Source organism: Azospirillum agricola, from assembly GCF_020005195.1.
Lineage (GTDB): Bacteria > Pseudomonadota > Alphaproteobacteria > Azospirillales > Azospirillaceae > Azospirillum > Azospirillum agricola.
This window is the reverse complement of the sequence record NZ_JAIFZR010000002.1, coordinates 949,576-970,700: the sequence shown is the minus strand read 5'-3', so window position 1 is coordinate 970,700 and position 21,125 is coordinate 949,576. Positions and strand designations below refer to the sequence as shown.

Annotated in this window: 19 protein-coding genes; 13 read left to right on the top strand and 6 right to left on the bottom strand. The window is 65.6% G+C overall.

The window, feature by feature from the left end; genetic code table 11:
- Positions 1–31: 31 nt before the first annotated feature.
- From JN22_RS07235 to JN22_RS07220, 4 genes are read left to right on the top strand one after another with little or no spacing between them, the layout of a single operon-like run.
- Positions 32–1,645 (top strand): acyl-CoA synthetase, encoded by a 1,614-nt coding sequence (locus JN22_RS07235; RefSeq protein ID WP_085553239.1) that lies wholly within the window; start codon positions 32–34, stop codon positions 1,643–1,645.
- Positions 1,642–2,334, top strand: a complete 693-nt coding sequence (locus JN22_RS07230; RefSeq protein WP_085553238.1) for a nitroreductase — start codon at positions 1,642–1,644, stop codon at positions 2,332–2,334. The genes JN22_RS07235 and JN22_RS07230 overlap by 4 nt, the downstream gene beginning before the upstream one ends.
- Positions 2,335–2,373: 39 nt before the next feature.
- Positions 2,374–3,135 (top strand): SDR family NAD(P)-dependent oxidoreductase, encoded by a 762-nt coding sequence (locus JN22_RS07225; protein WP_085553237.1) that lies wholly within the window; start codon positions 2,374–2,376, stop codon positions 3,133–3,135.
- 10 nt (positions 3,136–3,145) lie between these two features.
- Positions 3,146–3,847: a histidine phosphatase family protein gene (locus JN22_RS07220; protein ID WP_085553236.1), complete on the top strand. Its 702-nt coding sequence runs from the start codon at positions 3,146–3,148 to the stop codon at positions 3,845–3,847.
- 12 nt (positions 3,848–3,859) lie between these two features.
- Here the strand turns inward: JN22_RS07220 and JN22_RS07215 are convergent, their stop codons facing one another.
- Both JN22_RS07215 and JN22_RS35180 read right to left on the bottom strand, forming a co-directional pair.
- Positions 3,860–4,687 carry a FadR/GntR family transcriptional regulator gene (locus tag JN22_RS07215; RefSeq protein ID WP_223677603.1) on the bottom strand — a complete coding sequence of 276 codons (828 nt, stop codon included), beginning with the start codon at positions 4,685–4,687 and terminating at the stop codon, positions 3,860–3,862.
- 564 nt (positions 4,688–5,251) lie between these two features.
- A complete protein-coding gene (locus tag JN22_RS35180) occupies positions 5,252–5,842 on the bottom strand; it encodes a thiolase family protein (RefSeq protein WP_179166067.1) in 591 nt (196 codons plus the stop codon).
- 683 nt (positions 5,843–6,525) lie between these two features.
- On the opposite strand from JN22_RS35180, the gene JN22_RS07205 reads away from it, so the two are divergent.
- From JN22_RS07205 to JN22_RS34825, 3 genes are all read left to right on the top strand, one after another.
- Positions 6,526–7,131: a helix-turn-helix domain-containing protein gene (locus JN22_RS07205; protein ID WP_223677630.1), complete on the top strand. Its 606-nt coding sequence runs from the start codon at positions 6,526–6,528 to the stop codon at positions 7,129–7,131.
- A 203-nt stretch (positions 7,132–7,334) separates the two neighbouring features.
- Positions 7,335–7,469, top strand: a complete 135-nt coding sequence (locus JN22_RS34830) for a hypothetical protein (RefSeq protein WP_263300736.1) — start codon at positions 7,335–7,337, stop codon at positions 7,467–7,469.
- Positions 7,466–7,597: a hypothetical protein gene (locus JN22_RS34825; RefSeq protein WP_263300735.1), complete on the top strand. Its 132-nt coding sequence runs from the start codon at positions 7,466–7,468 to the stop codon at positions 7,595–7,597. Before JN22_RS34830 ends, JN22_RS34825 begins: the two co-directional genes overlap by 4 nt.
- Before the next feature lie 60 nt (positions 7,598–7,657).
- On the opposite strand, the gene JN22_RS07200 is transcribed toward JN22_RS34825, so the two are convergent.
- The 4 genes from JN22_RS07200 to JN22_RS07185 all read right to left on the bottom strand — a co-directional run bounded on the left by JN22_RS07200 (position 7,658) and on the right by JN22_RS07185 (position 13,387).
- On the bottom strand, positions 7,658–9,163 hold the full coding sequence (locus JN22_RS07200; protein ID WP_085553233.1) for a methyl-accepting chemotaxis protein: 1,506 nt from the start codon (positions 9,161–9,163) through the stop codon (positions 7,658–7,660).
- Between the two features lie 393 nt (positions 9,164–9,556).
- Positions 9,557–10,336 (bottom strand): caspase family protein, encoded by a 780-nt coding sequence (locus tag JN22_RS07195; RefSeq protein WP_085553232.1) that lies wholly within the window; start codon positions 10,334–10,336, stop codon positions 9,557–9,559.
- A gap of 73 nt (positions 10,337–10,409) precedes the next feature.
- The gene (locus tag JN22_RS07190) at positions 10,410–11,606 is read right to left on the bottom strand and encodes an IS256 family transposase (protein ID WP_085553231.1); all 1,197 of its coding nucleotides are present in this window, start codon (positions 11,604–11,606) and stop codon (positions 10,410–10,412) included.
- 827 nt (positions 11,607–12,433) lie between these two features.
- A complete protein-coding gene (locus JN22_RS07185) occupies positions 12,434–13,387 on the bottom strand; it encodes a LysR family transcriptional regulator (RefSeq protein ID WP_179166066.1) in 954 nt (317 codons plus the stop codon).
- 152 nt (positions 13,388–13,539) lie between these two features.
- On the opposite strand from JN22_RS07185, the gene JN22_RS07180 reads away from it, so the two are divergent.
- The 6 genes from JN22_RS07180 (at position 13,540) to JN22_RS07155 (ending at position 21,123) form a co-directional block, all read left to right on the top strand.
- The gene (locus JN22_RS07180) at positions 13,540–15,105 is read left to right on the top strand and encodes an ABC transporter substrate-binding protein (protein WP_085553228.1); all 1,566 of its coding nucleotides are present in this window, start codon (positions 13,540–13,542) and stop codon (positions 15,103–15,105) included.
- Between the two features lie 15 nt (positions 15,106–15,120).
- Positions 15,121–16,074: an ABC transporter permease gene (locus JN22_RS35175; RefSeq protein WP_085553227.1), complete on the top strand. Its 954-nt coding sequence runs from the start codon at positions 15,121–15,123 to the stop codon at positions 16,072–16,074.
- Positions 16,071–16,916 (top strand): ABC transporter permease, encoded by an 846-nt coding sequence (locus JN22_RS07170; protein WP_085553226.1) that lies wholly within the window; start codon positions 16,071–16,073, stop codon positions 16,914–16,916. Before JN22_RS35175 ends, JN22_RS07170 begins: the two co-directional genes overlap by 4 nt.
- Entirely contained in the window at positions 16,913–18,589 is a 1,677-nt protein-coding gene (locus JN22_RS07165) for an ABC transporter ATP-binding protein (protein WP_085553225.1), read from the top strand. Before JN22_RS07170 ends, JN22_RS07165 begins: the two co-directional genes overlap by 4 nt.
- Before the next feature lie 36 nt (positions 18,590–18,625).
- Positions 18,626–19,786, top strand: coding sequence for a mandelate racemase/muconate lactonizing enzyme family protein (locus tag JN22_RS07160; protein ID WP_085553224.1), 1,161 nt, complete (start codon positions 18,626–18,628; stop codon positions 19,784–19,786).
- 92 nt (positions 19,787–19,878) lie between these two features.
- Entirely contained in the window at positions 19,879–21,123 is a 1,245-nt protein-coding gene (locus tag JN22_RS07155; protein ID WP_143268172.1) for an aminotransferase class V-fold PLP-dependent enzyme, read from the top strand.
- Positions 21,124–21,125: the final 2 nt, after the last annotated feature.

Genomic DNA, 21,125 nt, shown 5'->3' with positions numbered 1-21,125 from the left:
CGCACAGGAACGCTCAAGGGGAGGACACAGCATGCTCACCACCGCCACACCCGGCCGGCCCTTCGCCTGGGACGTTCCGGAGACTTTCAACTTCGGGGCCGACGTCGTCGACCGCCACGCCACCGATCCGGCGCTGACCGCCCTGCTCTGGTCGGACGCGACCGGCCGCGAGGAACGCTACAGCTACGCCGACATGGCGCGGCTGACCAACCGCTTCGCCAACGCGCTGGCGGCGCGCGGCGTCGTCAAGGGCGACCGGGTGCTGGTCATGCTGCCGCGCATTCCCCAATGGCAGATCGCCCTGGTCGGCTGCCTGAAGCTGGGCGCCGTGCCGATCCCCTGCATCGAGATGCTGACCGGGCGGGACGTCGCCTACCGCCTCGCCCATTCGGAGGCGCGGGCGGTGGTGGCGACGGCGGCCTCGGCGCCGAAATTCGCCGCCATCGCCGAGACGCCGGCCCTGCGCATCGCCGTGGGCGACCCGCCGGCCGGCTGGACCGGCTGGGCGTCGATGATGGCGGAGGCGTCGGACGACTTCACCCCGGCGGTGGTCGGGGCCGAGGATCCGGCGATCCTCTTCTACACCTCCGGCTCGACCGGCCATCCCAAGGGCGTCACCCACGCGGCCCGCGCGCTCTACGCCTGGCGGGTCTCGGCCGAGCATTGGCACGGGCTGCGGCGCGGCGACGTGATGTGGTGCACCGCCGACACCGGCTGGAGCAAGGCCGGCACCAGCATCCTGTTCGGCCCCTGGAGCCGGGGGGCGGCGGTGGTCTTCCACGACGGCCCCTTCGACCCGCGCGCCCGCTTCGAGCGGATGGCGCGCCAGCGCGTGAACGTCTTCTGCGCCGCCGCCACCGAGTTCCGCCGGCTGGTGCAGGAGGATGTGTCGGGCTTCGACCTGTCGGCGCTGCGTCAGGCGATCTCCGCCGGCGAGTCGGTGAACCCGGCGGTGGTCAAGCGCTGGACCGCGCTGACCGGGGTGCCGCTGCGCGAGGCCTACGGCCAGACCGAGACGCTGATGACCGTGCTGACCATGGCGGCGGACGAGCCGCGTCCGGGCTCGATGGGCCGCGCCTCGCCCGGCACCGACATCGCGGTGATCGACGAGGCGGGCCGCCGGCTGCCTCCCGACAGGCCCGGCCTGCTGGCGGTCAAGCTGCCCAACCCGCAGGTGATGCTCGGCTACTGGAAGGACCCGGAGCGCACCGCCGACTGCCGGCTGGAGGGACCGGACGGCACCTGGTTCCTCACCGGCGACCGGGCGACGCTGGATGCCGCCGGCTATTTCCACTATCTCGGCCGCAACGACGACCTGATCAACTCGGCCGGCTACCGGATCGGCCCGCTGGAGGTCGAGAACGCCCTGATCGAGCACGCGGCCGTGCAGGAGGTCGCCGTCGTGCCCAGCCCGGACGAGGAGCGCGGCGAGGTCGTCAAGGCCTTCGTCGTGCTGCGCGCCGGCCTGACCGGCTCGCCCGAGCTGGTGAAGGAGCTTCAGGACTTCGTGAAGGGCCTGACCGCCCCCTACAAGTATCCGCGCCGCATCGAGTTCGTCGACGAGCTGCCGAAGAACGCCAGCGGCAAGATCCTGCGCCGCGAGCTGAAGGCGCGCGAGTTCGCGGCCCATGGCGCCACCCCATGACGGCCTTGCCGGTTTCCAGCCTGTCGGCGACCGAAGCGGTGCGCGGCCGGCGCAGCGTCCGCGCCTTCCTCGACCGGCCGGTTCCACGCGCGCTGCTGGCCGACATCCTCGACGCCGCCGCCCGCGCGCCGAGCGGTTCCAACATCCAGCCCTGGAAGGTCCATGCCGTTGCCGGAGCCGCGCGAGCGGCTCTGACGACGGAGCTGATGGTCCTGCATGAGGCCGGGGTGCCGCCCGACCCGGAATATTCCTATTACCCGGCGACGTGGCGTGAACCCTATCTGGGGCGCCGCCGCAAGGTCGGCTGGAGCTTGTACGGCGCACTCGGCATCGCCAAGGGCGAGCGGGAGCGCATGGCGCGCCAGCACGCCCGCAACTACGACTTCTTCGGCGCCCCGGTCGGGCTGTTCTTCACGCTGGACCGCGTCATGGAACGGGGCGGTTGGCTCGATCTCGGCATGTTCATGCAGAACGTCATGATCGTCGCCCGTGGCGCCGGGCTCGACACCTGCCCGCAACAGGCCTTCTGCAACTACCACCGCGTCATCCGCCGCCACCTCGGCATCCCGGACGACGAGATTCTGGTCAGCGGCATGGCGCTCGGCCACGCCGACCCGGCCGCCCCCGAGAACCGCTTCGACACCGACCGCGAGCCGGTGGACGGCTTCGCGCGCTTCGTCGGTTTCTGACGCTCCCCCTTCCGCTTCCCCACATCGAGGACATCGGACATGAATCCGTCCACCCATCCCGTCATCGTCACCGGCGCCGCCTCCGGCCTGGGCGCCGCCACCGCGCGGGCCTTCGCCGCCGCCGGATCCAGGGTCGCGCTGCTCGACCTGTCCGCCGAGCGCCTGGCCCCGGTCGCCGGGGAGACCGGCGGCCTCGCCATCCCCTGCGACGTCACCGACGCCGCCTCGGCCGAACGCGCGGTGGCCTTGGCGGCCGAGGCGCACGGGCCGGCGCGCGTCCTGGTCAACTGCGCCGGCATCGCCCCGGCCGGCCGCATCGTCGGCCGCGACGGGCCGCAGCCGCTCGACGAATTCGCGCGGGTCGTGTCGGTCAACCTGATCGGCACCTTCAACCTGATGCGGCTCGCCGCAGCGGCCATGACGAAACTCGAACCGCTGGAGGACGGGGAACGCGGCGTGATCGTCAACACCGCGTCGGTCGCCGCCTATGAGGGGCAGATCGGACAGGCCGCCTACGCCGCGTCGAAAGGGGGCGTCGCCTCCTTGACCCTCCCGGCCGCCCGAGAACTGGCCCGCCACGGGGTGCGGGTGGCCGCGATCGCGCCCGGCCTGTTCGCAACGCCAATGGTCACCGCCATGCCGCGGGAGGTCCAGGACGCCGTGGTCGCCAACATTCCCTTCCCCCATCGCTTCGGCAAACCGGAGGAGTACGCCCGCATGGTCCTGTCCATCGTCGGGAACCCGATGGTGAACGGGTCGGTCATAAGGCTCGACGCCGCGCTGCGCATGCAACCGAAGTGAGGCGGCCGCGATGACGGGGCAAGGGACGATCCGGCGCCGGATCCATCTGGTGCGGCATGGCGAGGTAGCGTATTTCGACCGATCGGGGCGGCCGCACAACCCGCGCGACGTCCCGCTGACGCCGGCCGGGCTGAAACAGGTGGAGGCGCTCGCCCGCCATCTCGCCACGGTCCCCATCGACCGGGCGGTGTGCTCCGGCCTGCCCCGCACGCGGGAAACCGCCGGGATCCTCATCGCCGGGCGCGGGCTGCCGCTGGAGGAAAATGACGGCTTCCGGGAAATCCGCGGTGGTCGGCTGCGGGACCTGCCGGCGGACGGCATCGAGGAGCGGCTGTCCCGTGCGTACGCGCCCTGCGGCGGGGAGGGCGGGCGGTTCCTTGACGGAGACCTCTTCGCCGTCTTCGCCGAACGGGTGAGGGCGGCCTTCCACCGGCTGGCCACCGCCCCGGACTGGCGGTCGCTGCTGCTGGTCGCGCATGACGGCGTGAACCGCGCCATCCTGTGCCATGCCCTTGGGTGCGGGCTGGGCGCCATGGCCGCGCTGGAGCAGGATTACGCCGGCCTCACCATCATCGACCTGGAACCCGACGCGTCCGGCGGCGGCTGGCGACCGCTGGTCCGCACCATGAACATGACCGCCTATGACACCGCGAAGGCGGACCTTCACGCGACGTCGATGGAGCGGGTGGCTCGCAGCCGCCACCGCACCTGACGGCACCCCCGGTCATTCGAAATAGCTGCTGTTGTCGACCGGCTGATTCATGTCGAGGTCAGCCAGTTCGTAGCCCCGCCGGAAATCCTTGATATGCTTTTCCATCCACTGCGCCGCGTGCTTGGGGTCGCGGTTGCGGATTCCGTTCACGACCTCGCGGTGGGCCGAGAGCAGGCGGTCCTTGGCGTTCAGCCGCGACATCACCTGATAGAAGGCGGGGTAGAACAGCAGGCCGATCGGCTCCCGCGCCAACAGCAGCGCCCGGTTGCGTGACGCCTTGGCGACGAGGAGATGGAATTCGATGTCCAGGGCGACGAGCTTCTGTTCATGCTCCAGGCAGTCGGCAGTTTCCCGAAGATTCATCTCGAGCCGTTCGATCTCCTCCTCGGTTGCGCGCGTCGCCGCCAGTTCGGCCGCACGGACCTCCAGCGGCAGCATGGTCTCCCACAGTTCCAGGAAGGTGATCTCGTGCAGGATCATGGCTTGGCTGACGCGGGACGCCAGATCCTGCTCCCGCGGCAGGCTGATGACCAGACGACGGGCACTCTTGCGGAACACGAGCCCGCTCTGCTCCAGCACGCGGATCGCTTCGCGCACGGTGGAGCGGTTGACCCCAAGCTGCCTGGCGAGATCCAATTCGGAGGGCAACTGCTGCCCAACCTTGTAAACGCCTTGCATGATGCATTTTTCGATGTTCGAAGCCACCAACTGATAGGCCGGCTGAACCTCGACTTTTTCGAAGACCATTGGGTTGTGTTCGGTCAAGGATGCGTCCTTCTGGCACCAAACCTCGGCATCGGCCCAGGCAACGGATTGGGCAGCGTCGGTCAGTCGGACCATCGTACCGTCTTCTCGACCCGGCGACCAGCGTTAACGGCTTCGGCTTCATCGATCCGTGCTCGCCTCTCTGTAAAGCAGAACCGAAAGGAGCCCCCCTTTCCGCGCCCGAACGTGGCGGAGCTGCCGCCGGCAGCTTCGTCGGGACATCAGGTTCCACCCCAGCGACGATGGCGATGAGGAGGAGTCGCACATGGCCGCCCCGGCCGAAGCAGGCTCAAGTGAGGCCGGAGCCGCAATTTTCTTTGCGGCTCCATCACCGAAACAGAGGGTCCAGCGGCGGAACCAACCGCAAGGTCAAGAGCAGTCCGAGGGTGTCACGAGGATGTGGTACTTGACGCTCCTGATTGTCTTGCCCGCGACGCAGCCGGCCGGGTCTGCCGCGCCCCACCCTTTTCCGCCGCGCGAACGCTCCGGCTGTGCACAAACCAGCGTTCCCTCCCAACCGCCATTCCTCACCGCTCAGGTCACTCGGATGGCGCAGCCTGCGGCGATCGTGGCGGGCTCGGTTCTCCGCTGTCCATATCCTGGCCCCCGTCATGGAGGCGACGTTGAATCACGACCGATTCATTCAATTCGACGTCTTCTCGGACAGGCTCCCAGACCGGGTCCCAGGAGAAGACGTCCGACACGCGGTCGAGCGGCACCAGCGACGGGCGCAGGGCCCGGCAGCAGGTGGTCGGCCAGCGTCTCCACCCCCAGCGCCAGCGCCACGTCGCAGGCCCCGGCCGCCACGGCGTAGACGGCGCCGCGTAGCGCCTCGGTGCCGCTGGCGCAGAAATTCTCCACCCGCGTCACCGGGATGCGCGGCAGGCCGTATTCGGCGTTGTTGATCAACTCGCTCTCCTGCCGCTCCTTGACCTTCTCGATCAGCAGGCGGAGCTGCTCCTGGATCTGGTCGATCGGATGGCTGTAAAGGTCGGAGACGCGGGTCTGCACGTCGAGCACGGTGGTCGCCGCGTTCAGCGAATACTCGCGCGGCGCCTCGTCGTAAGGCACGAAGGTCTCCGGCAGGTCGGCGTCGTTGCGCGGGCTGCACTCCACCTCGGCGCGGATCTCCCCCTTGGGATCGATCACCCGGTTCAGGCGGTAGATGCCGGCCTCGACCGGAATCCAGGGCAGAAAGACACCAGCCAGCGGGGCGTGATGCCCGACCATTGCGCCCGCGTCTTCGTGGCGTTGGCAAGCTGACGGGCCGCCTGCTCGTTCAATGTTCGACGCGCCTCGGTGTCTTCGGACATGGGATCGGCTCCTTTACAGGAATCGGCGGACCGGCGAAGCCGCCGGGCAAGGGCGTCCACGCGGTGAATCGGGCGATTCACCGTTGCGGCGGCTTCGTGGTTCGAAAAGGCGGCGGCGCCGGCGGTGGGGATGGCCGGGGCACCGCGTCGTGACGGCCCGAAGATGCCCGCCCTTGCAATCGGCCTCAAGTCCTATACCGATGGCGAAAATCGCTTTGCTCCAATATAGCGGATGGATGACCGTTCCATTGGGCAAAACCCCGATTCAAGGCCTATTTCCCAGTTTTTACAAAGACTTACAAAACGGCTGCGTGCTGCGGGGCGCTCAAGGAACGACGCGCGGGTTGCATAATAAACAAAATTATTTCGTTCTTATTAAGCATTCAACGAAACGAATATATAAACCTACTTTACAAATAGATTTATATGATCAATCTTACGGGAACGACGGTGAAAGCGGGTTCTTCGCGGGGAACGTCCAACCGTCGCGGCCAATGGCGCTCGCAACGTCCGGCCTCGGGACCGGCGCGGGTTTGTGGGATGGGCCCGCGCCGCCGTTTCCATCTCCGTTCCTCCAGAAAGGAAGCGGCCCCCTTGACCGTGGCCAACGATCTCGAACCGGCCGACGACGAGGCCATCCCGCTGATCCTCGACCGCAATCTGCGGCGGCTGCGGACCCGCCAGGGGCTGTCGCTCGAACGTCTGGCGCGGGTGTCGGGGGTCAGCCGGGCCATGCTGGGCCAGATCGAACTGGGCCGCAGCGCGCCGACGATCACGCTGCTGTGGAAGATCGCCCGCGCGCTCGATGTCTCCATCGCGGCCCTGACCAGCACCAGCACCAGCACCAGCGCGCAGGACAGCGTGGTCGTGCTGCGGCAGGCCCAGGCGAAGATCCTGTCCACCGCCGACGGCCTTGTGCTGACGCGCCCGCTGTTTCCCGGCGACGGCGACCGCCGCGTCGAGTTCCGCGAAATGCTGCTGCATCCGCAAGCCACCGAGGACCGCACGCCCCACCCCGCCGGCACCGTCGAACACCTTGTCGTGGCGATGGGACGCGTCGAGGTCACCGTGGGCGGCGCGCGCCACCGGCTGGAGCGGCGCGACGCCATCCTGTTCGACGCCGACGTCCCCCATGCCGTCCGCAACGTCGGCGACGGGGACGCGCTGCTCTATCTCGTGCTGTCACACGGTGAAAGCGACCGCTGAAACGCCCCGAACGGGATCACGCCATGTCCGAACCGGGAAAGAGATCGCGGAGCCCGCGGGAAGCGCAGCGGCCGTCACAGCCCCCCGGCAGGGCGACCGGGCATCGGCAACGCGCTGATCTCCTTGATCGAGCAAGACAAAACCAGCCCATCCATCGCGTCCCTGGAAACGATCCTCGGCCGTTTTCCAAGCCGGACTGGCCGATGTCTTCGCAATCCCACCCGCTTCGCGCACGGATCGCGCGGGCCGAACGGCGGCGACGGCAGCGGTTCCTGGCGAAGAAGGGCACGCTCTCCACGCCGGCCCAGCTCAACGGGCTGCGCATCAGCCGCCGGTGATCGTCACCACCTCGGTTCTGGTGGCGACGACGATTCTGATCGAATCCGCGCTGTCCTTCCTCGGCATGGACGCCCCCAACATGGCGGGCACGACGAGTTCATTGGAGGCGCGGAACTCGAACCAATGAAGCCCGGCTTGGCGTCAGGCAAAGGGGGGCGCGGTGTTGGCCCCCCTTGCCGCTTCCATGTCAGGCCCGCAGTCGCTCCGTTGCGCTTGCGATGTTCTGCGACACCGCCTCAATGTCGCGAACCACGCGAGTGACGCTGTGCGCGATCTCCCTGGTTGCCGATTCCTGCTGCGACACCGCGGCGGCGATGGTGGTGGAGATCTGCTGAACATCGGAGACGATCGAACCGATCCGGCGGATCGCGCCAACCGCATGAAGCGCCTCCTGCTGGACGGAGGCAATCTGGGAGGCGATGTCGTCGGCGGCGTTGCCGCTCTGCTGGGCCAGAGACTTTACCTCGTTCGCCACAACGGCGAAGCCCCGGCCCGCCTCGCCGGCGCGGGCGGCCTCGATGGTCGCGTTCAGGGCGAGCAGATTGGTCTGCGACGCGATGTTGTTGATCAGCTTGGTGATCGCGCCGATGCGCTCGGCGGAGGTGACGAGGGCTTCGACCGCCGTGTTGGTGCGCGTCGCCTCTTCCGACGCCTTGAGCGAGGCGCCCGACGCCTCGTTGGCACGGTTGCTGATGTCGGAGATGGAGGCCGACAGTTCTTCCGTCGCGGCGGCGACGGTCTGTGCGTTGGCGGTGGCACGGTCGGCGGCGGCACCGACCCCGTTGTCCAGGGATTCGGCAAGTTCAACGACGGTGCGGCGTCGCTCGCCGTCCATCTCCGCCTGCCGCAGTTCCGCCAACTTCTGGGCATCGATGTCGATCAGCGATCCGCAGGCGCGCAACGCCAGGCCGTTGTTGTCGCGGGCGACGCCGCCGATGGCGCGGAACCAGCGGTAGCTGCCGTCCCTCACCTTCAGCCGGTAGTCCACATCATAGCCGGTGCGTCCGCTGCGGTCGTTCAGGCAGGCCATGAAGGCGTCGAAGGTCGGCTTGGCGTCGTCGGGGTGCAGCCGGTCGGCCCAGGAGTTGACGCCCTCGGGAAAGCCAATGGTGTCGTCGCGGTCGAAACCGGCAAGGCGGCGGAACTCCGGCGACCAATGCCAGCGGCTTTGCGCGTGCATCGGATCGCCGTTGTGGAAGACCGCGTCCCAAAGCCCGACGCCCGCATGACGGTCGAGCAGTTTGGCCCGCTCCAACTCGTTGCGCTCGGCGTCGATGTCGATCAGCGATCCGCAGGCGCGCAACGCCAGGCCACGGCTGTCGCGGGCGACGCCGCCGATGGCGCGGAACCAGCGGTAGCTGCCATCCTTCACCTTGAGCCGGTAATTCACATCATAGCCGGTGCGTCCGCTGCGGTCGTTCAGGCAGGCCATGAAGGCGTCGAAGGTCGGCTTGGCGTCGTCGGGGTGCAGCCGGTCGGCCCAGGAGTTGACGCCCTCGGGAAAGCCGACGGTGTCGTCGCGGTCGAAACCGACAAGGCGGCGGAACTCCGGCGACCAATGCCAGCGGCTTTGCGCGTGCATCGGATCGCCGTTGTGGATCAGCGCGTCCCAAAGCCCGACGCCCGCATGGTGGCCCAGCAGAGCCAACTCCTCGACCGCCTGATTGTCCTGCGGCTTGCGGAACGACAACATTTGTAACTCCTGATGGCGTAAAATGAACAGGGCATCATGGTCCTGCAATGGCTAAACAAATATTTAATGCAGGATGTGATTCTCCCCATCTTGTTTGCAAAGTTGCGGTGCCTGAGAGATATTCATTCGAATAAGTGGTTGGTTGATGGGCCGTGCACGTCATGGTGTCCGCGAAATTCAATATCGCGTCAGAGGAATTATTGTTTCGCTGCGTTTGTTCAGGGTGTCTCGGCGGGACTCTGTCCATTCATGCTGGAAAGCGGGGGGCCTGGATCCTGCCGCAAGCCGAGTTCGGCCGCCCGCTCGGGAAATGATCGCCTTCATCGACACGCAACCGCACCGTTCACGGGAACGAGCCGGCTTGCCGGGTTCTGCCGAACGCCTCGTCGACGATCACCGGGAAACTGCCTGAATTGTTGAGAAATCGGTATCGAGGATGACGATGGTTCGCGCCGGGGCGCTTTCGGCGAAGCCCCGCAGCAGCGTGTTCACGGAAAACGAGCTCTCGATGACGCCGGCGTTCTGATCCACCGCGAGCAAGGAAAGGGATGGCAGCGGACCTGCACCGCCGATGCCAACGCCATAGCCTGAGTAGTAGAACACCGCGGACACCGCGCCACGAGCCCGTTCGGTGAAGGCACGGAAGGAGGACTCCAAGACAGACCGGTCGGCGTCATAAACCTCCACCACGTCGTATCCGGCCGCCTTCAAGGCCGAACCGACAAGGCGCCCGTCGGCAACACTGTTCACAAGAGGGGAAACCCCTTGGCTCCTGTAGGCCGCGTTGGCGACCACCATCGCCACGGATCGGCCATTGCCGCCCGCCGCACAGGGCATGTCGGTGGCGCCCGATGCGGCCAGCCAAGGAATCTGCCGTTCCTGCGTGGCCTTTCGGACGGTGTCGCTCACTCTGTCGAACAGAGTCGCCACCGTGCAGTTCCTCGCCGTGAACGCAGCGGCCAGGGCTGGGGCGAGCGGTCCATTCCCGGTCCTTTGCCCAGGCACCTGATCGAAAGCGTGGCCGCCGGGCAGGGTCGCCGCAATGATCGCCATGTCCGGCTTTTCAGGGCCGACAACGATGCTGGGTTCCGCAAGGGTAATAAGACCCGCCATGGCCGCCGGTGCGCCAAGGCCTGCAACGGCCGCGGCGAGGAACGTCAGGAACCGAAGCATCGATGGGCGATCGTGCCCCGGGGTGTGGTGTCTGAGGAGGCTTCGTGTTCCTCGGCGCGCTGAGGCTGCCGGTTTACTCCGCTGAGATGACAAGCGGGTCGCCCGCAGGGTTGCACAGCACGGCCAAGCTTTCCATGGTCATGTAGCGTCGGCATACAGCCCACTCGTCGTGTTGCTCCAGCAGCAGGGCGCCGACCAGTCGGGTGACGGCGGCTTCGCATGGGAAGATGCCGACGACATTGGTGCGCCGCTTGATCTCGCCGTTCAGGCGTTCCAAGGGGTTGGTGGAGTGCAGCTTGGTGCGCAGGTCCTTGGGATAGGCCATGTAGGCCAGCACGTCGAACTCGGCCTCGTCCATCAAGGCGGCCAGTTTGGAGAAGCGCGGCCGCAGGCTGTCGGCGACGTGTCGCCACTGCTCGTGGGCGGCCTGGGCGGTCTCCTGGGCAAAGGCGGTGCGGATGGTGGCGGCGACCATCGTCTGGTGCGCCTTGCCGACGCAGGCCAGGAGGTTCCTCATGCAATGAACACGACACCGTTGGAGTGTCGCGCCCAGCACCTTGGAAGCGGCGGCCTTCAGCCCGAGATGAGCATCGGCGATCACCAGTTTCACTCCGCGCAGCCCCCGGCGCGTCAAGGAGCGCAGGAACTCGCTCCAGAAGATTTCGGCTTCCGACAGCCCGAGACCGAGCCCCAGCACCTCGCGCCGGCCATCGGTGGTGACGCCGATGGCGAGTATGGCGGCAACCGAGACGATGCGGCCGTCCTGGCGCACTTTGACATAGGTGGCGTCCAGCCACACAAAGGGCCAGTCACCCTCCAGCGGCCGGTTCAAAAACGCCTGGACGCGCTCGTCGATGTCCTGGCACAGGCGGCTGACCTGGCTCTTCGAGATGCCGATCATGCCCATCGCCTTGACCAAGTCATCGACGTTGCGCGTCGAGATGCCCTGCACGTAGGCCTCCTGGATCACCGCGACCAGCACCTTCTCCGCCGTGCGCCGTGGCTCCAGGAAGGCCGGGAAGTAGGAGCCGCGCCGAAGCTTGGGGATCCGAAGGTCGATGGCCCCGGCGCGGGTTTCCCAGCTCCGCTCGCGATACCCGTTGCGCTTGGTCTGCCGCTCGTCCGTGCGCTCGCCGTAACCGGCGCCGCACAAGGTTTCGACCTCCAGTTCCATCAGCCGCTGGGCGGCGAAACCGACCATCTCGCGCAGGAAGTCAGCGTCGGCGCTCTTCCCAATCAGGTCCTGAAGAGCGATCCTGTCCTCGGTCATCGTGGTCTCCGTCACAGTTGATGGTCGTCAAGCAACCTCAACTTACCGAAGACACACGGTGACCGCCTGCTTCCGAACGGCTGGCCCGCCTGCGCCAGCTAGGGGGGAGCGCTCCGGCGGGCCAGCCTCACGTTCGGACACCACTCACCGGGACGCGACCCGATGGACCCGATGGGCCTCCTGGATGGTGGTGCGAAAAGCCGGCGTCGGCAGGGGCTTCAGCCTTCAAGATCTCAATCGGGATGGCGGCACGGCGCAATTCAACACGCCATCCGCCACCGCAGCCCGATCGTGCGTGGCCATGGCATGAATCGACAACATCGAGGCATTCGCAATCAGTCTCACGGCATTATGGTTGTGATCATCACCTATCAATGAGCATTGAACAGAAAATATTTCTAGATTTTCAACCCAAATTGCGAGCGACGCGCATCGCTTTTCAGGCGCAAGAGGCGGCCAATCCGCGGAACCGTCGTCAAATCCAGCCTGACGGAAGCGAACCAACGGCTTCATCAGGACAAAGGGGAGCAAGTGTGAACCGCTCCGAGTTTCTCGGAGGCCATTTGCTTTGAGTCACGTCACCCTGGCGACGTCCTCGGTTTGAGCATAATCACGCGCTCGGCCTCGGCGGGGGGAATGTTGCCGATAGGCTCGAGGAGGCGCCGGTGGTTGTTCGCCTTCGTGCTCGAACACCATCCGAACCGCGCGCTCGCGGACTTCAGGGGCGTACTTGGAGGATGCCTGCTTCGTCATAATGACCCCACTCTCTCAGAAGATGGGGCCTCCAGGAAACCCGGCGCGGTCCAATCTCCCGCATAGATCTGCCCTCAGGAGACTAGAACATGGCACTCGAAGGAGTGCAGCCGTTCTCCTTTACCGATCTTCGCCACGTCCTTCCCCACCTCCGCGCACAACCATTCACGCACGTCTCCCACAACACCACCCACCGGCGCTTGATCACCAAGTATGAAATTGAACGTCGCGCGGGTGTTGAAACCCCTGTCCGATGCCGCCAGAAGCGAGCGGTAGCGAAGCAATCGGGATGTCACCGACAACCATCCCAGGACGATCCCCTGCCCGTTCAAGGCCGACTGAAGCGCCACCGAATAATCGGAGAAAACCATCGTCTTGTGGTTCGGAGGCAGTTCCATGCCAGCGAGGCGGGCGAACGTATTCCAGTCGCACCAGTGATCGCTGAGGGTGATCAAGGTGTGCGTCCGGTTGCGCCGGGGTTGGTCGAGCGTTCCCATGCGCTTTATGTAGTCCAACGCGGCCACCGGCTGGATGATCTCATCCAGGAAATGGCTCTCTGGAGGAGCCTTGGTCGTTTCTGGAAAGCGGCGCAAGCCAAGATCAGCTCGAACCGGACTCTGCCCGACACCTCCGGCGATCAGCTCGAAGCGCAGGTCCACGTCGGGGAACGCCAGCCGGAAGTCGAACAGCCGCGGAATCAGCCAATGCGCCGCCATCGATGAAGAGATGGACAAGAGCACCGGCTCCCGCCCGCTTTCCTTGTCCTTCCACGACGCGATCAGTTTTTCGATGGCGTCGAAGCTGTTGGACATCAACCCGCTCAGCTCGGCACCGCGCGTGGTCAGACGCACGCGAGGCCCTGACCGCAAGAACAGCTTCACACCGATGGCCTCCTCCAGGGATGCCACCGCCCGGCTGACAGCAGGCTGGGTAATTCCCAATTCTTCCGCTGCGCGCGAAAAATTCCGGTGCCGCGCAGCCGCCTCAAAAGCCAGAAAGAGGTTCGTTGGCGGCAAAACCCGCTTCATATCATGCGCCCTGGTTATGATTACCCCCATGCAGACGGTATACCGCACCCCGCAAAAGCAAACAAATCATTTATTATCAGTCTGTTGTGAACTCGCTTCCCACGCCTGTCGTCCTGCTCCATATACGGAGGAAGTAACAGGGAGAACAGAGAATGACTTTTTCAAAAATCAGCCGGCGTGATTTCCACACCTTGTTCGGGACCACTCTGGGAACGGCCATGCTCGGGGGGATCCCCCTCATCGCCCAAGCGGCCGGGACAGCGAACAACCCCTCCGCGATGGCGCCGAAGAAGGGCGGCCGTGTCCGGCTGGCCCTTGCCCAGCAGAGCACCAACGACACCTTCGACAGTGCGCGTTTCACCAACGCCAACGACTACATCCGCGGGTCCGCTGTCTTCAACACGCTGACCCGCGTCGATGGCTCCGGCCAGGCGCAACCGGAACTTGCCTTGTCCTGGGAAGCCAACCCGTCGGCCACCGAATGGCGCTTCAAGATCCGCAAGGGCGTGGAATTCAGCGATGGCCGGCCCCTGTCGCTTCAGGACATAGCGTTCTCCATCATGCGCCACAAGAATGAAGCCAAGGCTTCGTCGGCAAAGCCCCTGGTGGCCAACATCGCCGCGGTGACCACGGAAGGTGACGATACCATTCTGGTACGCCTGGCTGAGGCGGACGTCGAGTTGCCCGTTCTGCTCGGCCTGCTGCAGTTCTGCGTGGTGAAGGACGGCACGGAGGACTTTTCCAAGCCGATCGGCACGGGCCCCTTCGTCATGGCGGAGTTCCAGCCCGGCATTCGCACCGTGCTGACCCGCAACACCAATTTCTGGAAGGACGGTCAGCCTTACCTGGACGAGATCGAGATGATCTCGATTACCGATGCCAACGCACGGGTCAGCGCCTTGCTGTCCGGCGACGTCGACATGGCCGCGGACATCAAAGGCGCGGGCATCGATCAAGTCGCGGCGAACCCGTCCACGAAGATCTTCGAGACGCCGAGCACCCGCTACGCCGGCTATCAATTCGACGCCGCGACCAACTTCGACCCGAACCTCGGGTTGGCCATCGCCAACATGTTCGACCGCTCGAAGATCGTCGAAACCGTGCTCAAGGGCCACGGCTCCGTCGCCAATGACCATCCGGTCGGCAAGATGAGCCCCTACTACAACGCCAACCTGCCACAGCGCGGACTGGACCTCGACAAAGCCAAGCATTACCTGAAGAAATCGGGAATCGGGCGGACCCCGCTCGAACTCTCGGTCAGCGACGGCGTGGTCTACAGCGTCGAGATCGCCCAGCTTCTGCAGCGCTCCGCCGCCCAGGCAGGCCTCAACCTGACCTTGCGGCGCGAGCCGTCGGAAAGCTACTGGACCGCCGTCGCCGGCAAGCGCCGCTTCTTCGCAACCAACTTCTTCCCTCGTCCGACGCCGCATCTGCTGCTCAACGTGACCTGGAAGAGCGGCTCGCAGTGGAACTTCTCCCACTACGGCAACCCGCGCCTGGACTCTCTCATCGACGGCGTTCGGGCCACTCTGGATGTGGACAAGCGGATCGCCATGTACCATGAGATCCAGGAGATCCTGCACAACTGCGGTGCGGTGACGATGCCGGTCTTCCTGAGCTATCTCGACGGTGTTTCAAGCCGCGTTCAGGGGCTTACACCCAATCAGATCGGAAACTTCTCCGGCTTCCGGTTCTCCGATCAGGTCTGGCTTTCGTAAGCACCAGGACTCGCCGTGATCAGATTCATCGTCAAGCGGCTGGCAGCAGGCTTCGTCCTGCTGCTGGTCATCTCCCTGCTCATTTTCGTCGGCTGCGAGATGTTGCCCGGCGATGTGGCGCAAATCATGCTCGGACAGTCGGCCAGCCCCGAGAATGTGGCGGCGTTGCGGGCCGAACTGGGATTGGATCAGCCCGCACCGGTTCGCTACCTGGCTTGGCTGTGGGGCATATTTCATGGCGACTGGGGCGTTTCGATGACCTCCCGCCAACCCGTCAGCGTGATGTTGTCCGAACGCCTGTCCAACACGTTGACGCTGGCCGGGCTGACCACGTTGGTCTCGGTTCCTCTGGCCTTGCTGATCGGCATGGTCCTGGCTGTCCACAAGGGCACCCGTCTGGACCGGGTCGGGACCATCGTCATCGTCGGCCTGTGCGCGACGCCGGAATTCCTGGTCGCCACGCTGGGTGTGCTCGTCTTCTCAATTCATCTGCGTTGGCTACCGGCGATCTCTTACGTGACACCCGGCACGGGCGTCCTGACCCAGATCAAGTCCATGCTGTTGCCGTTGGCCACCATGACCATCATCGTCACCGCGCAGCTCGCCCGGATGACCCGCGCCGTGGTCGGCAACATCCTAACGCAGCCTTATGTCGAGACGGCCCGGCTGAAAGGCGCCGGATCGGTCCGCGTGATCATGGTCCACGCCCTGCGAAACGCCGTCGGCCCGCTGATCAACATCATCGCGATGAATGTCGCCTACCTCATCAGTGGCGTCGTGATCGTCGAAACCATCTTCGCTTTCCCCGGCCTCGCCCGGCTCATGGCGGATTCGGTTCAGGCGCGCGACCTGCCGGTGGTCCAAGCCTGCGCAATGATTTTCTCGGCCGCCTACATCGGCCTGATCATGGTCGCCGATATCATCGCCAAGCTGTTCGACAGCCGCAAGGAACCGGGGGCTCCCTCATGATCCCGCACCAGACACCCACCCTGTTCAAAAGCCTGTTCCGGCCCACGCTGCTGTCGGTCGTCGTCGCCCTCCTGCTGCTGGTCGCCTTCGTCGTTCTGGCGGCACCGCTGTTGCCGCTGCACGACCCCGACGCCTTTTTGAGCAGCGACGGCTTCGTTCCGCCGTCCGACGAGTATTGGTTGGGCACCGACTTCCTCGGCCGCGATCTGCTGGCACGACTGCTCGGCTCGGCCCGCGTCACCCTTGGCATGGCCTTGCTCAGCACCATTCTCGCCCACCTGATCGGCGACACGCTGGGTTTGCTGGCGGCGTTGCGCGGCGGATGGTTCGATGCGGTCGTCAGCCGTATCGTCGACGTGGTTCTGTCCGTTCCCAAGATCATTGCCGGTCTCGTCGTGCTCGCCGTGACCGGCCCGTCCCTCGTCGCCATCGTGGTGCTGACAGCCGTGGTCTATGCCGCCGGTGTGTTCCGGATCTCCCGTGCGCTTGGGCAAGATCTGATCGCTCAGGACTTTATCACCGTGGCCCGTGCCCGCGGCGAGGGCAATCGGTGGCTTCTGTTCGGCGAGATGCTGCCGCATGTGGTCATGCCATTGACCGCCGATTTCGCCCTGCGCCTGAGCTTTGCGATCCTCTTCATGAGCGGCCTGAGCTTTCTCGGTCTTGGCGTGCAGCCGCCGATGGCGGACTGGGGCGGACTGGTCCGCGAAAATCTGGACGGCCTGCAGATCGGTTCCTGGGCACCGATCTATCCGGCTCTCTCCATCGCAGTCGTCTCCGTCCTGTTGAACCTGTTCGTCGACGGCCTACAGGAACGTGAAAAGAAGGGAGGCGGGGCATGACGCTTCTCCATATCCAGAATCTGAACCTGTCCGCGGACAGCGGGAAACCCATTCTGCGGGACGTCTCATTGACCCTGGAAAATGGCCAGATCCTGGCGCTCATCGGGGCATCCGGGTCCGGGAAAACGACCCTGGCGCTGACCGCCCTGGGGCACATGCGGCCGGGCGTCCGCCACGTCTCCGGACAGGTGCTCTTCCGAGGCCAGGATCTGCTGCGGATGAGCCGGCGGGCACTGGCGCGCCTGCGTGGCCGCAAGCTGGCCTACATCGCCCAGAGCGCCGCGGTCTCCTTCAACCCGCGCATCCGGCTGGACCGCCAAGTCACGGAAAGCAGCCGCATCCATCACACCATGTCCCCCGACGCGGCCCACGCCCGGGCACGGGAGGTCTATCGGACTCTTGACCTGCCCACCGGCGAAGCCTTTTACAATCGATTCCCGCATGAGGTTTCCGGCGGGCAACTGCAGCGGTTCATGATCGCCATGGGCCTGCATGAAATGCCCGAGATTCTGGTCTGTGACGAACCGACCAGCGCCCTTGACGCCACCACTCAGGTTGAGGTGTTGAAGGCCCTGGACACGGGGATTCACGCCAGCGGGACCGCCGCCATCCTGGTTGGCCACGATATCGCCCAGGTGGTCCAGGTCGCCACCCACATCCTGGTGATGCGCAACGGCGAGGTGGTCGAGCGCGGCACGGTCGAGCGGATCCTCCATCATCCCGAACATCCGTACACGCGGCGGCTCCTGGAGATGCATCGCGGTTTCGATGCCGAATCCGGGACCACGGCGGAAACCGTCGCCGCCGCCAGCGCGACAGCGGTGCCTCCGTCCGACCGGACCGACCGGACGCCGCTTCTGGAGGTTCGCGATCTGGCCGTGTGCTACGGCACCGGCAGCTTTGCGGTAAAGGCACTCAGCGGTGCGTCGCTGACCCTGAACGGCGGCGAGATGATGGCGGTGGTCGGCGAGTCCGGGTCCGGCAAGAGCACCATGGCCCGCGCCATCGCCGGCTTGGTCCAACCCAGCCAGGGCGAAGTCCTGGTCAGCGGGCGGCCGATGGAACGGGATGTGCTCAAGCGTCCCCTCCCCATGCGCCGGGCCGTCCAGATCACCTTCCAGTCGGCCGACACCTCCCTGAACCGCCACCACACCGTGGGCCGCATCCTCGGACAGGTGTTGACGTTCTTCGGAGAACACTCCAAGGAGCGCCGCGCCGAGCGGATACGCGATCTTCTGGAACAGGTCCATCTGCCCGCCGACTACGTGGACCGCAAGCCGAGCCAGATGTCCGGCGGTGAAAAGCAGCGCGTCAACCTGGCCCGCTCTCTCGCCGCCCGGCCGGACGTGCTGATCTGCGACGAAATCACCTCGGCGCTCGACAACATCGTCGCGGCATCGGTCCTCGACCTGATCGACGAACTCAAGCGCGAGTTGAACATCGGCATCCTGTTCATCAGCCACGACCTTTCCGCAGTGGCTGCGATGTCGGACAAGATCATGGTCCTGCGCAACGGCGAAGTCGTCGAACAAGGCCCCACGGCGCAGGTCCTCGGGGCTCCCCGTCATCCCTACACCCGGCTGCTGCGCTCCTCGGTCGCCGCACTGCGCCTCGGATGGCTGGAGGAGGCTTCCGCGCTCCACCGGTCCCTGCGCGATGAACTCGGCGCCTGAGCCTTTATTCCATCCCATTCACCGGACACCTTCATCATGAAGATCACCAAAGCCACGATCTACGCCATCAACAGCGAGGGCCTCAAACCCGTCATCGTCAAACTTGATACGGATGAGGGAATATCCGGCCTCGGCGAGGTCGCCACGGCTTATGGCTGCGGCCGGACCGGCGCCGCGGGCATGATCCAGGATCTGTGCGCACGGTTCGTGATCGGCGCCGATCCGACCCGCATCAACAGCTTGGTCGGCGAGATGTACGATCAGTCATTCTGGCTGAAGAATCCGGGGGGCGTTGCCGGAGCTGGCCTCAGTGCCATCGAGCAGGCTCTGTGGGACATTCGGGCACGGGCGCTGAACGTTCCAGTCCACGAACTGTTCGGCGGACGGATGCGTGACACGCTCGCCTACTACGCCAATGGCTGGTACTTCGGCGCGACCTCCGTTGGCGATCTGTTGCGGCAAGCGGAGGCGGCCGTGAAGGACGGGCACAAGGCCCTGAAAATGTACCCCTTGGCGCGGATTCAGCCCAACGGGACCCTTCGGCACACGGTCAACCGCTACGCGGATGACCGCGAAGCGGTAAACGCCGCGCTGGATATCGTCGCGCAGGTCCGGCGCACCGTGGGCGCCGATGTCACGCTCATGCTCGATCTGGCCGGTGGTTTTTCGGTGAGCGATACCATCCGCTTCGTCCATGGCCTGGAAGAGCTGGATATCGCTTTCATCGAGGAAATCAGCGATCCGGGGGACCTGGGTGCGCTGGAGCAGGTCGCCGCCAAGACGAATATTCCAATCGCCACCGGCGAGCGGCAATACCTGCGGTATGGCTTCCGCGATCTGTTGGAGCGTCGGGCCGTCGGCATCCTGCAGCCGGACATCGGCAACACCGGCGGGTTCGCCGAAGCCCATAAGATTGCCGCCATGGCCGACGCCTACGGTGTCAAGGTGCAACCCCATGTCTGCGGCAGTTCCGTTGCGGCCAGCATCGCCACCCATCTCAGCGCGGTGATTCCGAACTTCTACGTTCAGGAACACTTCCCCTACTGGGCCCGCGTTCCCGGCTGGATCGAAGTGGCGACCGAACCCTTCGAGACCCGTCTGAAGAACGGCGCCCTGCAAATTCCGGACGGGCCGGGTTACGGCGTCACGCTGAAGGACGCCGTGGTCCGGGAGCACATCTGGGCCGAGGTTCGTTAAGTCCGCCCACGGGCGGGTGCAGCACACATTCAAGACCACTGGGGAGGGGCGGCGCCTTTCCCCGGCGGCCGTTACAAAGCAGTCCAATGACCATGACCGGAAACGATCTGCGTCCGGCCGGCGCCTCCCCTTTGCCTGCCGACATCCAAGACGAGGAACTGGACGCGCTCCGTGCCGAGACGCCGGGGCTCGCCGGACAAACGTTCCTCTTGAGTTGCGGCGCGTCGCTGATGCCACGCCCCGTGATCGAGCGGATGCACGACTACCTGGACCTGGAAGCCCGGCTGGGCGGATACGGTGCCTTCGCGGCTTCCGAGGAGCGGCTGGAGCGTGTGTATGGGTCGATTGCCCGGTTGGTCAACGCAGCACCCTGCGAGATCGCTCTCGTCGAGAACGCCACGGTCGCGTGGCAGCTGGCGTTCCATTCCCTCGACTTCACCCCCGGCGATGTGATCATCACCGCCGAGGCCGAATACGGCGCCAATTATGTGACCCTGCTCCAGATGCAGCGGCGCCGGGGAGTCGTCATCCGCGTGTGTCCGTCGGATGAGCAAGGCATCGTCGATCTGACGGCGCTTGAGCGGATGATCGATCCGAAGGTTCGCCTGATTTCGTTGACCTGGGTGCCGACCAACGGCGGGTTGAACAACCCGGCGGCGGCCGTCGGGCGGATCGCCCGCGCGCATGGCATTCCCTATCTGCTGGATGCCTGCCAGGCGGTCGGTCAGATGCCGGTCGACGTCCAGACGCTCGGCTGCGACTTTCTGGCCGCGACGTCGCGCAAGTTCCTGCGGGGACCGCGTGGCGCGGGCTTCCTGTATGTCCGCCGCGCGATGCTGGATCGGTGCGAGCCCCCCTTCATCGATCACATCGGCGCCCGGTGGGTGGAGCGCAACCGCTATGAGCTGCGCGACGACGCCCGGCGCTACGAAAGCTGGGAAAGCAATCACATGGCTCGGCTCGGCATGGGCGAGGCAGCCGATTATGCAATGGAAATCGGCATCGACCGCATCTGGCGCCGCTGCCGCGGGTTGGCGCAGCGGCTTCGAGATGGCTTGGCAAACGTGCCCGGCTTCCGGACTCATGACCTGGGCGAGTGCCCCAGTGCCATCGTCAGCTTCAGCTCCGATGCCGTGGACCCGCGGAACATCGTCGCCGGAGCTGCGGCCCATGGCATCGTCATCAGCACCTCGTCGCCGGAAAGCACCCGCCTGGACGCCGAACGCCGGCATCTGCCCACGCTGGTTCGGGCGGCCCCGCACTACTTCAACACCGAGGCGGAAGTCGACCAGCTCGTCGCTTTCGCCGAATCCCTGATCCGTCACGGCGATGGCTGATC